This is a genomic window from Hymenobacter ruber (genome assembly GCF_054783255.1).
Genome location: NZ_BAAGQX010000003.1, coordinates 682928 through 695475 on the forward strand (window position 1 = coordinate 682928; position 12548 = coordinate 695475).

Consider the following 12548-nt stretch of genomic DNA (forward strand, 5'->3'; position numbering starts at 1 on the left):
ATGCCTTGGCTCGGCGTGACGGTCTGCGATTAAAACACCCCTATTTCTGCACCCCATCCACCGAGCGGGTGCCGGCGTAGTAGTAGAGTTCGGCCCGCGACTTCTCGTAGCTGGCGCGTAGGCTTTCCTGCTTGATGCGCAGGTCGATGAGCTTGGTTTCGCGGGCATTGATGAGAAAGATGGTGCTTTCGCCCAACTCGAACTTTTGCAGCTCGGCCTGAAGCAAAAGTCGCTGGTTGGCAATAGTTTGGGCTTGCAGGGCGAGCTGGCGCTCGTAGGCGCGCAGGGTGTTGTACACGGAGTTCACCCGCGTCACAATCGTGCGCTGGCTTTGCTGGCGTTCCAGGGTGGTTTCTTTTACCTGAATGCGGGTGTATTGCAGCTTGCCGCGCTCGGCCCGCAGGAACAGCGGAAAGGAAAAATCGACGCCCACCTTATAGTTATCCATCCCAAAATTGTAGTATGAGGGCACTTCCGAGCGGTAAAAATCGCCCTGGCTGAGGAGCACGCCGCTCACGTTGAGCTTGGGTTTGAGCATCTCGCGGCGGTACCGTTCCTCAATGCCGAGCTGGCTGATTTTGGCTTCCAGCTTGCGCAGCGTGGGGTGCTGAGCGGCGGCAAAATCGGTGAGGCGCTGCAGCTCCGCGCGGCTGACGGTATCGAGCGCCGGCGATTGGGGCACGGCGTAGACGGGCAGCTCGGCGGGCTGGCCATCCTTGGTCCAGAGGTGGTTGGAGAGCACAAGGCGGGCGTTGAGCAGGTCCACGTCCAATTGCGCGGCCTGCACCTGGCGGTCCTGCACCGTGATTTGCGCCTCTACCGAGTCGATAGGGGCCTGGTCCCCAATCTGGGCGCGGCGGGCAGTGCCCTGGAAGCGGCGGTCGGCCAGCGCCACGCCTTCCTGAATGAGGGCCGCCTGCTGCACCGAATAGTACCAGGTCCAGTAGTCCTTCACGGCTTGCAGCCACACTTCGTTTATCTGCTTCACGCGGTCGGCCTCGGCGGCGCTTTGCATGACTTTGGCCTGGCGCAGGGTGCTGCGGCGGGCGTCAATCAGCAGCCCCGCGCCTATGGGTACCGACAGGCCCACGCCCGCCAGCCCGCCAACCGGCGTGCGGCTTTCCGGGTTCACATAGGTGCCCACGTTGCGGTCATAAACGGCTTTCAAATCGATGCCGCCCAGCCAGATGGGGACTTTCAGCTCGTTGCCCCAGTTGTTGTAATAGTCGGTGCCGCCGAACTGCTTGCGGTAAAAATCGGAGCCGATTTTGGGGTCGAAACCGCCGCGGGCCTGCAGCACCTGGCTGCGGGCCTCGTCGCTGAGCAGGTCGGCCTGCTTCACAATTGGGTGATTGGCAAATAGTATATCGGCCAGGTTTTGCAGCGAGAATATCCTGGCCGTATCACCGGGCTTCACAATGCCCAACTGCGTGGTTTGGAGCGGGGCTTTTTCGAGGCCGGAGCGGCGGGTGGGCAGGTGGTGGTCCTGGGCCAGGGCCGGGTGTGCGAAGGCAGCAAGTAGCAGCAAGAGCAGCAGCCAGCGGCTACGGCATTGGGATTGAAAAAACTTGTTGAATAGGATGGATAACATCTTGCTTGATAGAAGTTGTATTGACGGAACGACGTAGGGGCGGGGCCCCCGCCCACCGTGCGCGCCGTTCGGGGCGTTGTGCAACGATGGGCGGGGACAAGCCCTACCGGGTACGACCCCGCCCCTACGTCGTTCTTACTTTCCCTTCACCGGTGCTTCTTCAGGCTCGGCGGCAAGGGTGGGTGGGAAACCGTTGAGCTGCCGCCAGATTTCGTACCACACCGGCACCGAATCCAGAATGACCCAGCCCTGCACGCCCGAGCCCAGGCGGAGCTGCCGGGGCCAGGGCTGGTCGCCGGCCTGCGGCTGCGCGGGGCGCACCAGCAGGCGGTACTTGCCACCGCCGCTGCTCACCACGTCAATCACCGACACGAAGCCGCCGAACGTGCCCACAGCCGCCGAGGGCCAGCCCGAAAACTGAATGGCCGGCCAGCCATCAAATTGCAGCCGCACCTGCCGCCCGCGCTGAATGAGCGGCACGTCCATGGCCCGCACGTAGATTTCGGCCGCCAGCAACGGCGATTCGGGTTGCAGCATGGCAATGGATTCGCCTTCTTTGATGGTTTCGCCGATGCCGGCCTTGAGGGCCCGCACCACGTAGCCCGTTTGGGGCGCGCGCACCACGTAGAGGCCGCGCCGCACTGCCACGTTGCTGATTTTGTTGCGCGTGGCGGCCACTTCCCCCTGCGAGCTGGCACGGCTCGATACCGCCGTGCTGCGGTCCGATTGTGCCTTTGCCAAGTCCTGGGCGTACTTGGCGCGCAGGTTGCTCAGTTCGATGCGGGCGTTGGCCAGCGCCTGCTCGCTGCTGGCTACTTTGTTGCGGGCCGAGGTTACCTTGGCCAGGTCTTCCTGTAGCTTGAGGCGGCGGGTTTCGATGTCGGTGAGCGAGAACAGGCCGTTTTTGTAGCCTTCCTCGTAGCGCGCCAGCCGGGCGCGGGTCGTTTCGTAGAAGTTGGTGACGGCCACCTGGTCGGCGCGGTCAATGTTGAGGTAGTTGGCGGCCTGCTCTACTTTGTTGCGCGCGGCTTCGAGCTGCACTTGCAGCGTGGTGCCGAGGGCGGCTATCTGGTGGTCGGTGGCTTCGATTTTGGCCCCGTAGGCATCTACGTTGGCGCGTTTGGCGGCCAGTTGCTCGCTCAGGCGCTCGGGCAGGTTGGGGTCGAAGTATTCGTCCTTGATTTCGGAAATGGTCAGCAGCGTGTCGCCCTTGCGCACGAGCTGGCCCTCGCGCACGTTCCAGTGCTCGATGCGGCCCGCAATCTGGTTCTGCACGGTCTGGGGCCGGTCCTGCGGGGTGAGGGCGGTGAGGCTGCCGGTGCCGGAAATCGTCTGTCGCCAGGGCAAAAACAGCGCAATCAAAAACAGCACGCCCACCACCAGCAGGATGCGGCTCAGCCGCCGGCTGGCCTGGATGCGCAGGAGTTGGGGCCGCGAGAGGCGAGGCACTTTCTGCCACACCTCCTCGGCCACGTGTTGGTTCGAGAGGTTAAGCATGAGTGGGGGCGGTGTGGTGAGTGACGAGGGGTAAATCGGTGACGGCGGCCATTTTCTCCACGCCCGTCAGCACGTCGAAAATGGTGCTCACGCCGGTCATCAGCTTCTCAATCGAACCGCTGATTTGCACGATGAGCACCTCCGCGGCCACGAACTGGCCCAACGTCATCTGGCGCGACACCACGAACAGCGTACCCGCAATCAACAGGCTGGCCGTGAGCAGCGTGCGCAGGGCCGTAGCGTAGCTGTAGTAGCTTTTCAGTACCCGAAAGTGGCCGTTGCGGGCGTTCAGGTAGGCGGCGGTTAGCTCGTCGGTGCGGGTCAGGGCCTCGTCTTTCCGGGCCTCGCTGCCGCGCACTTCGGGCAGGCGGTCGGCCACCTGCTCCAGCCAGTCCACCAGCTCGTACTTGTAGGCCGACTCGTCGATGCTGGTGCGCAGCGCCCGGCGGTAGTTCAGCACGAAGATGAGCACCAGGGCCAGGATGGTGAACAGCCCAAGGGCAATGAAAATGGGATGATAAAACGCCAGCACCAGCGCCCCGAAGATGATTTGCATTCCCGCAAACATCAAGTCAATCAGCAGCTTGGTGAGGCCTTTCTGCACCGTGAGCACATCGAAGAAGCGGTTCACCAGCTCCTGCGGGTTCTGGCCTTCCAGCGCCTCGGGCTTGATGCGCGGCAGGCGGTAGGCAAACTCGATGGCGGCCTTGGCGAAAATACGCTGCTCAATGGCCTCCACCAGCGTGAGCTGCCCAATGAGCAGGACGCTGCCCAGCAGCACCCCGCCCACCACCACGGCAATGAGCAGGTAGGTAGAGCCGAACACGGCCCCCGTTGAAACCAGGTTGAAAACGGCCTGCGTGCCCAGCGGCAGCGACAGGCTCACCACCCCCGCCACGGCGGCGTACCAGATGATGTGGCGAATGGTATTGCGCTCGGTGTCGAGCATCCGCGTGAGGCGTTGCCAGGGCGCGGGCGGCGGCAAAGCAGCAGCGTGTGAAGCCATTTAAACAGGGTTAAAAAAGGGTTAATGCATCCGGCCAGCCCAGCATCTGGGCGACCTATTTCAGCACATAAATGGCCTTTTCCCGCCCTTTGTTGCAGCATTTTTTCGAATTAATCCGCTTTTAACTAGCTGTTAATCCGCTTTTAATTTTTAGAATGAGCAGCTTTTTACTATGCATTGAACGGCTGCGCTGCGTCTGTCGAAGCATGCCATATGGCTCCCGTTCAGCAGTTGCTGCGGGCCTGCTTACCGGCAACAAAAAAGCCCAACCGTAATAGGTTGGGGCTTTTTACTAAGTGAGGCGCTAGCCGTCTAGTTCAGGGAGGTGGTACCCAGCTCTTTCACTTGGTCGCTGACGATGGTGATGCCCGTTAGTACCTTGTTCTGATAGGCCGGCAGGCCGGTTGGGGCCGTAGTCGTCGGGAAGAACTCCACTCGGTAGGAACCCGCCGCCAAACCGCTTATCCGGAACTCGCCCGAGGCATCGGCGGCCGTGCTCACCGTATCGGGCGCCAGCAGGCCCGAGGTGCGGATGGCCAGAATCTGGGGACGGGACGCGGCCGGGCTCACCGTGCCGTGCAGGCCCGCGCGCAGGTCCTGCGCCACCACCCGAATAACCGGCTTCAGCAGATACCGCTCCTTTTTGTCGTTGCCCGGCTTCCAGTTGCCGCGCTCCACAATGGACTTGGCTACGTCGAAATCAAGCAGCAGCTGGTAGGTTTCGCGCAGCTTCAGGGTGGCTTTTTCCAGCTTCAGCTTCACGCCGGAGGTTTGGCCGCTGGGCGTTTTCAGGTCGTACTGCTGGCCGTCGCGACCAATCACGTAGCTGTTCGGTCCCAGGATGAGGCGGATTTCCTTGAGGTCGCCGGGGGCAAAATCGTCGTTCACCAGCAGGGCCGAATTCCCGTTCACGTACTCCAGCATGTTGATGGTGCGCGGACTGAAATTCAACGTTTTCCAGCCATCCGGGTCGCCCTCTTCCTTGAGGTGTACTTCCACTTGGCGCACATCGAGCAGCACGCTGCGGAAGTCGCCGGGCGCATCCATCAGCCGCACTTCGAGCTTGGACGTGTTGGCGTTTTCGTCGGAGCTTTTGGAGCAGCCCGCCACGCCCAGCAGGGCAATGGCAGCGAGGGGAAGCAGGCGTTTGAACATCATAGCGTTGGCGTTAGACAATTATTGAATTAATACAAAGTCCCGACTATCAATCAGATAGTCGGGGCTTCTACTCCAACAATTCGGCCAAAGTTGCTTTCCGCCCAGCTTACGGCTTGGTGGTATCGGCCGGCTCCACGGCCTTGGGTTTGGGTTTCGGCTTGTTGAAGAGGCTGTTGAAACCCTTGGCCAGCTGCTCCTTGGCCTTGTTGGCGGCGTCAATGCGCTGCTGCTTTTTGTCGAGCTCGGCCTGGGCAGCGGCTTCTTCGGCCGTCTGGCCGGCGCGGCGCACGCTGTCTTCCTTGCTCACGGCGCGGGGCTTCACGCCCAGCAGGTCGAGGGCTTTTTGCTTGGCCACGTTTTGCACCAGCACTTTGCCCTGGTCCTTCATGCTGCCGCTGGTGAGCTTCACCACCGGGGCCTTCACCGTGCCGCCGATGTTCAGGCCCAGCGTCACGCGGTCGGTGCCCTGGATGTTGCTCACGCCCGTGAGGCGGGTGAGCTGGCTGCTCATGGCCGTGCCCAGCCGGCCGGTGGGCACGTTCAGGGCCGTGACGTAGGACAGCACCCCAGCCAAGCTGTTCGAGCCGCCGATGTTCATCTTCACATCGCCAATGGTCAGGTCAAACGGCTGCACGACCAGATTGCCGTTCACAATGTTGGCCTGAATTTTCTTATCCACCACCACCAGCGTTTTCAGTTCGGGCAAGGTGGTCAGGCTGGCAATCTTGGTCATCACCTCCGATTGGTTGATGGCCGCTTTCACCACATCAAAAATGCCCTTGCCGCTCAGCGTGGCCAGGTTCGGAAACATATCCGGCCCCATCTCGCCGCTCACATTGAAGTTGGTGCCAAACACGCCCTCCACCTGACTGGCCAGCGGCACCAGCGTCTTAATGGTGTTGAAAGCCGAGAAGGCTTTCTGGAAGCTCAGGTTATTGATGTTCAGCCCAAAGTTGAACTTGGGATGCGATAAATCCTTGCTGCTGTAGCTGCCCGTGGTGCCAAAGTTGCCGCCCAGCGTATTAAACGTCAGGTTTTTGAGCGTGGCCGTCTGGTCGTTCACCGTCACCACGCCCTTGGCGTCGGTCAGCTTCAGGTTGTCATAGGTCACGTTGTCAACGTGGCTGTTCAGCACAAGGTCAAAGTATTTCGGAATCTGCAGCACGCCTTCCGCTTTGGCCGGGGCCTTACCGCCCGTAGCCGCCACCGTGGGCTTGGCCGATACCTCGTCCACCATCCACTCGTTAACGTTGAAATTGCGCGAGTTAACGGTCAGGTTACCCTTCAGCGACTGCCCCGGCGTGAACAAATACCCCAGGTAGTTGCTGATGGTGCCCGATGCCGCAAAATCGGAGCTGCCAGCCACACCGTTCACGTTCTGCAGCGCAATCTGGTTGTTGTTGAAAGTCGCCGTGCCGCTGTTGATGCGTACCCCCTGCGGCAGGTCTTTGCTTTTGTAAGTCACGTTGGTAGCCTTCACGGTGCCGCTGGCCACCACGTTCTGGTAGCGGCCGGCTTCCACGTCGGCCATGTTGCCCTTGGCAGCAATGTCGCCGGCCACGCGGCCCGTCACGGTCATGCCCTGCAACGGGAAAATCTTCGTGATTTTGGTCAAGTCCACCGTCCCGCGCACGTTGGTGTCGAACACCGGCTTGTCGATGTTGTGGGCCGTGAGGCGGCCTTCCAGCGGCTCGCCCTCCAGCACCATTCGGAATTGCGGCAGGTTAATCTGCGTGTCATTCACCTGACCCGTAGTATTTACCACCGTACCGCTCAGGTTAATATTCTCAATCGGAGCCGGGAATTTGGCCGATTTCACAAAGCCATTGCTCAGGCGAATGGCTGCATTCACCACCGGCATCTGCGTTTTCGAGTAAGTCCCTTTCGCCGTGCCGTCCACGAAAAACTGCCCGCGCATAGCCAAATCCTTCACCGGGTACACCTTCAGGGCTTCCTCCAGGTTCACGTTGGCTTTCACGCGGCCGTCCACCTTCATCGGGTTCAGCCCGTCGATGGCAATGTTGCCGTCCACCGGGTCGGGGCCAAGGTCGAGGTGAAACTGCGGGATGTTGACTTTCACATCGTTCGTCACGCCCGTGGGGTTGCTCACCTGCATTTTCAGGTTGATGTTTTTGGCCGCCCGGGGCAGCTCGGGGTATTTGAACTGGCCGTTGGTCACGGTCAGGTTCACACCGTAGCCGGGCAACTGCGTGGCGGTTTGGGTGCCTTTCGCAAAGCCATCAAACGCCACCTTGCCGCTGGTTTCGATGTTCTTAAACTTATCAGTATAAGCGCCCGGCACCAGACTGAGAAGCGTTTTGAAGTCCGTTTCCAGCGCCTTAAACGTGATGTCGTAGGTGATGTCCGTCGCATTCGGCAGGCCAATAGCTCCGGCGAAGCTGAACGGAAAATCATTGAGCTTGAATTTATTATCCTTGAACGTGTACAGGTTCTTGTTCAGGTCCATGTTCAGCGTCACGTCGGCGTCGAGCTTCTTATCCGTCACGTAGGCCACGTTGTTATAAGTCATGTCCAGGTCGGCGGCCGTGGTCTGCGACTTCATGTCGAACACGTTGCTGGCAAAATCGCCGCTGCCGGTGTGGTTCACGCCGCGCGCCTCCATGCGGAAGGGGAGGGTCAAATCCTCGTAGCGCAGATGCGCGTCCGTCAGCTTCCAGCCCTTGATGGCCAAACGCACTTGGCTGGTATCCTGCCCCTTAGCCGCAGCGGCCGAATCCGAAATCACCACGTCCCAGTTGGCCAGGCCGCTTTTCAGGCGGCGCAGGCTCAGGTCGGGCCGCTCCAACTCCACGTTGTTAATCTTGATTTCCTGGCCCTTAATCACGGTCATCACATCCAGGCCCACGCGCAGGCTGGGCAGGTAGGCCAGCGTGTCGCGGCTGAATGAGTCGAGCCCAATCACCCGCAAGTTTTTGATATCCAGCGTCAAATCCGGGAAGGAGTGAAACACACTCACGTCGATATCGGCCGGATTATAGAGCACCTTGGCTCGCACGCGCTGGGCAATCTGCTTATCGGCCAAGGCACGCAACCTGTCTTTAAACAGAAACGGTGCCGCCACCGCCGCCACTACCAGCACGATAACCACGGCCAGCAAACCCAACAAAATCTTTCGCATAGCAAGTCCTCTTAAATTGATTAATCTCAACAAAGGTAAAACGCTGACTGTACCACAATTTGCGGCCAAATCGACGGGCAACCCATTTTAATCGAGCAGTAACAACGAATATAAGCTCAGAAGTTAGCCTCAGTGCCGCCCAAACCACCGCCAAGCCAAGCGTGGCATTTAGCTTCAACCAAGACAATACTATTAGAAAAGTCAAATTAGGTGATTAGATTAATTACAAATAATTATCTAATTATTCTAAACGATTTTTTGCACTATCTTTGGCCTGACATGGACGTTGTAGGTTTTATCTGGCAATTAATATTTGTTTAAGCCACTGAAAAAAAGTTGGCTAAACGCATATAATAGCTAACGAGACATATAGTATCCATTTAAAAATCAAAAAGATGTCTTTTCTGGGCTTCGCCCATTCATTTCTGCAATACAAGCATGAAGCATTTTTTACCGGCTATTCCGCTGGTTATGCTGGGTTGGCTGGTAGGAACGGCCCAGCCCGTGAAGGCCCAAAACCCGGTCATGAGCCTGGTAGGCAGCGTGCAATCCGATTCGCAGGCCCCGTTGCCGGGGGCAGCCATCACGGTCATTCACTTGCCGTCCGGGGTGCGCCACGCGGCTGCTACCGATGCGGCCGGCCGCTTCACGGTTGCTAATCTGATGGTGGGCGGCCCCTACCTGATACGAGTGGGCGAAGGCGGCTACCGCCCGCAAACGGTGGAGAATGTTTTTCTCGAAACGGGCAAAACCGCCAATTTTACCGTCACGCTCAACAAGCTTGGCGATGCGCCGGCCAAAGCCAGCAGTAGCCGCAACAGCCCCGCCAGTTCCCCCACGCTGGCTCTGGCCAACGAAGCAGTGGTGGGTGGCCCCGTGCTGATGACGGCCCTCAGTACTCCCGCGCACACCGCGCGCCCCGTAGCCAATGGCAAGCCAACGGCCGCGCACGTAGCAAGCACGCCAGCCACCCCGGTTGCTGCTCCAGAGGTTTCGGTCGCCCCACCTCCGGCGGCGCCCGTGGCACCTCCCAATGCTTCGGCAGGGGCATCACGGTATGCGCGCTACAACAACAGCCGCTACCCGGCCCACCGCCCCGCCACCCGCGTGGCCGACCCCATTGTGCCGGGCCACTTCGATGCTAAAACCGGCAACTATTTTTACGAAACCGGCCAGCCTACCACTCTAAAACTGCCCAGCGGCGGCGCCATCACGAACGTGGGAGTCAACTCGACCGAGAGCTACCTGTTCCGCTTTCTGAGCGACCCACAGGTGCAAGTCGACACCGTGGACCTGACCCAGGGCTGGTATAATTTCGACCGGGTCTATTTTGAAGCCGGCAAGGCCACGCTCACGCCGGAGTCCGTCAGCCAGTTGCGCAACATCGCCACGCTGCTACGCGCCTACCCCAAAGCCCGCCTCAAGCTCGGTGGCTACACCGACGACACCGGTACCTACAAGGTAAACAAGGCGTTGAGCGAAGCCCGCGCCCGCACGGCCTGGGCCAGCTTGGTCGAAATGGGCGTGAGCCCCAGCCGCCTCGACGCCCGCGGCTACGGCCCCAACTACTCCATCGCCTCCAATGCCACCGAGGAAGGCCGCGCTCAGAATCGCCGCCTGAGCGTGAAAGTGCTGCAAAAATGAGCCCTGGCCGCTCCCGGCTTCGGTAGGTCGGGCCGTATCTTCGCCAGACCGGCGCACTATTTCGCGTCGGCTTGGCGTTATGCCGGTCCGTATGCCAGTGTCTTCCTCCTCGTTGTTTAGCAAGCTGATACGCCCTGCCTCGCTGGCCGGGCTGCTGGCGGCGGGCACCACCGTTGGCGTACGGGCTCAGGATGTCTTTTTTTCCCAGCCCTTCGCCACCCGGCTGCACACCAACCCGGCTTTCACGGGCCTGGTCGATGACTACAGCGTCACGCTGAGCTACCGCAACCAGTTTCCCAGCCTGGCGGGCTCATTCGTCAGCACCCAGCTCGGGGCCGACCTGCGCCTCAACACGCCGGGCCAGCACCACGCCCTCGGCCTGCTCATCAACCAGGACCGCACCGGCTCCGTGGGCTACACCCGTCTCGAAATCGGCGGCCTCTACGCCTACCACACCCGCCTCACCGAAAAACTAGCGCTGAGCGGCGGCCTACGCACCAGCTACGGCCGGCAGCGCGTAGGATATGACAATTTTGTGTTCGGCGACCAGATTCGGGAAGATGGCAGCGTGGGCGGCCCCTCGGCCGAGGCCCTGGATTTTGTGCCCGTCAACTACTTCAGCGTGGGCACCGGCGTGGTGGTGTACTCCGAGCAGGGTTGGCTTAGCCTGGCCGGCCAGCACCTCAACCAGCCCGACCTGGGCTTTCGTCAGCAAAGCCAGCTCCCGCTTTCGCTCAGCGTCTCCGGCGGTTATAAGTTCTTCGTTATCAAACCCGGACCAGGCATTGCCACCCGCGAAGTCAGCTACACGCCAGTGGCGGCCTATACCCGCCAGGGCGGTTCGCAGCGCATCGAAACCGGGGTGTACCTCACGGCTTCGCCCGTTACGCTTGGCGCGGTGTATCGCAATATTTCGGTACCTGGCAGCGTTAGCCCCCAACACGTACTCGCTGCGGTGGCGGGCATTCAGGCCGGGGGCCTGCGCCTGGGCTACAGCTACGACGTGGGCCTGAGCCGCCTAAGTGCCGATTTGGGCGGTGCCCATGAGGTTACGCTGGCACTACGGGCATTTGACCGACTGGAAAATGCTCATCGTCGCCTAAAAAGGCGCGTTTATCCGGCATCCCCTTGCCCGGTATTTTAATATTTTGTATTATTGCGTCCTAATTGCGCTAGCTAACCCCTCCTCACCCATACTGGTTTTAACTTTGTTATGAAATTAAATAATTATCTACGCCTAGTCTTGGTGGGCGCAGTAGCCCTCACCAGCTGTGGCAAAAAGGGTCCGGCTACGGCTTCGAACCCTGGTAAATATTCCTCTACGACGGGTATCGAATACAATACCGAGAAGGGCATGGCAGTAGCCAACTTCAAGAAAATTCCCGAAGGCCCCGGCCTCGTGTTTATTGAAGGTGGCCGCACAGTATTGGGTTCGCAGGAGGAAGACGTGACCATGACGCACGACAACATCGAGCGCACGGTAACCATCGCCTCGTTCTACATGGACGAAGCCGAGGTGGCCAACATTCACTGGCTGGAATACCTGCACTTCATCCGCACCGACTCGGCCGAAGAGTTTTACCGCTCGGCCCTGCCCGACACCACGGTGTGGGCGCGCGACCTGTCGTTCAACGACCCCTATGTGACTTACTACCTGCGTTACCCCGGTTTCCGCTTCTTCCCCGTGGTGGGCGTGAGCTGGCTGCAGGCCGATGACTATTGCACCTGGCGTACTGCTAAGGTGAATGAGCGCCTCGCCGCCGGTGGCGACAGCAAATCGGGCAAAGGCGGCCTGTTTGGCAAAAAGAAAGACAAAGGCGCTGCTGCCGGTGCCGAGGGCACGGCTGGTGCCGCTGGTGCTCTGGCTACTGGCAAAAACAGCACTTCCATCGAAAACGGCAACACGCTGCCCAACTACCGCCTCCCCACTGAGGCTGAGTGGGAGTATGCGGCTCAGGCCCTTGTAGGCACGCAGGAAGTAGGCAACGAAAACCAGGAGGAGAAGCGCATTTACCCTTGGGATGGCAAATCGACCCGCAACGCCTACGGCCGCAAGCAGGGCCAGTTCTTGGCTAACTTCAAGCGGGGCCGTGGTGACTACGCCGGCATCGCCGGTAGCCTGAACGATGGTGCTATGATTACGGAGCAGGTGTACGCCTACCCGCCCAACGACTACGGCCTCTACAACATGGCCGGCAACGTAAACGAGTGGGTGCAGGACGTGTATCGCCCCCTGTCGTTCCAGGACGTGGAAGACTTGAACCCCTTCCGTCGCAACGGTGTGGGTGACCCCGCTGAGAAGTACGACAAGAAAGGCTACCAGTCGCTGATTGACGACCACGTGCGCGTGTACAAAGGCGGTTCGTGGCGCGATGTGGCCTACTGGCTCTCGCCCGGTACGCGCCGCTTCATGGCCGAGGATTCGGCCACGGCAACCATCGGTTTCCGTTGCGCAATGATTAACGCTGGCTCGAACAAGTAAGACCACGGATTCGCTCGGATTTTTCGGATTC

At 60.0% G+C, this 12548-nt stretch carries 8 protein-coding genes; 3 read left to right on the forward strand and 5 right to left on the reverse strand.

Annotation, left to right across the window (positions count from 1 at the left end):
- Positions 1-40: 40 nt before the first annotated feature.
- The 5 genes from ACYVM5_RS09820 to ACYVM5_RS09840 form a co-directional block, all read right to left on the reverse strand.
- Positions 41-1528 carry a TolC family protein gene (locus ACYVM5_RS09820; protein ID WP_460617946.1) on the reverse strand — a complete coding sequence of 496 codons (1488 nt, stop codon included), beginning with the start codon at positions 1526-1528 and terminating at the stop codon, positions 41-43.
- Between the two features lie 198 nt (positions 1529-1726).
- Positions 1727-3088: an HlyD family secretion protein gene (locus ACYVM5_RS09825; RefSeq protein WP_460617947.1), complete on the reverse strand. Its 1362-nt coding sequence runs from the start codon at positions 3086-3088 to the stop codon at positions 1727-1729.
- Complete coding sequence (locus ACYVM5_RS09830; RefSeq protein ID WP_460617948.1) at positions 3081-4094, reverse strand: ABC transporter transmembrane domain-containing protein; 1014 nt, start codon at positions 4092-4094, stop codon at positions 3081-3083. The genes ACYVM5_RS09825 and ACYVM5_RS09830 overlap by 8 nt, the downstream gene beginning before the upstream one ends.
- 312 nt (positions 4095-4406) lie before the next feature.
- A complete protein-coding gene (locus tag ACYVM5_RS09835; protein WP_460617949.1) occupies positions 4407-5252 on the reverse strand; it encodes a DUF4382 domain-containing protein in 846 nt (281 codons plus the stop codon).
- Between the two features lie 106 nt (positions 5253-5358).
- Positions 5359-8391, reverse strand: a complete 3033-nt coding sequence (locus ACYVM5_RS09840) for an AsmA family protein (RefSeq protein WP_460617950.1) — start codon at positions 8389-8391, stop codon at positions 5359-5361.
- A gap of 438 nt (positions 8392-8829) precedes the next feature.
- Here ACYVM5_RS09840 and ACYVM5_RS09845 point away from each other — a divergent pair, with 438 nt between their 5' ends.
- The 3 genes from ACYVM5_RS09845 to ACYVM5_RS09855 all read left to right on the forward strand — a co-directional run bounded on the left by ACYVM5_RS09845 (position 8830) and on the right by ACYVM5_RS09855 (position 12517).
- On the forward strand, positions 8830-10035 hold the full coding sequence (locus ACYVM5_RS09845; protein WP_460617951.1) for an OmpA family protein: 1206 nt from the start codon (positions 8830-8832) through the stop codon (positions 10033-10035).
- A 91-nt stretch (positions 10036-10126) separates the two neighbouring features.
- A complete protein-coding gene (locus ACYVM5_RS09850) occupies positions 10127-11179 on the forward strand; it encodes a PorP/SprF family type IX secretion system membrane protein (RefSeq protein WP_460617952.1) in 1053 nt (350 codons plus the stop codon).
- A gap of 69 nt (positions 11180-11248) precedes the next feature.
- On the forward strand, positions 11249-12517 hold the full coding sequence (locus ACYVM5_RS09855) for an SUMF1/EgtB/PvdO family nonheme iron enzyme (protein WP_460617953.1): 1269 nt from the start codon (positions 11249-11251) through the stop codon (positions 12515-12517).
- Positions 12518-12548 lie beyond the last annotated feature (31 nt).

Excerpts from the sequence above, each read along its gene's own strand:
- ACYVM5_RS09825 (WP_460617947.1), bottom strand. The coding sequence starts at position 3,088 with ATGCTTAACCTCTCGAACCAACACGTGGCCGAGGAGGTGTGGCAGAAA.
- ACYVM5_RS09830 (WP_460617948.1), bottom strand. The coding sequence starts at position 4,094 with ATGGCTTCACACGCTGCTGCTTTGCCGCCGCCCGCGCCCTGGCAACGC.
- ACYVM5_RS09835 (WP_460617949.1), bottom strand. The coding sequence starts at position 5,252 with ATGATGTTCAAACGCCTGCTTCCCCTCGCTGCCATTGCCCTGCTGGGC.
- ACYVM5_RS09840 (WP_460617950.1), bottom strand. The coding sequence starts at position 8,391 with ATGCGAAAGATTTTGTTGGGTTTGCTGGCCGTGGTTATCGTGCTGGTA.
- ACYVM5_RS09845 (WP_460617951.1), top strand. The coding sequence starts at position 8,830 with ATGAAGCATTTTTTACCGGCTATTCCGCTGGTTATGCTGGGTTGGCTG.
- ACYVM5_RS09850 (WP_460617952.1), top strand. The coding sequence starts at position 10,127 with ATGCCAGTGTCTTCCTCCTCGTTGTTTAGCAAGCTGATACGCCCTGCC.
- ACYVM5_RS09855 (WP_460617953.1), top strand. The coding sequence starts at position 11,249 with ATGAAATTAAATAATTATCTACGCCTAGTCTTGGTGGGCGCAGTAGCC.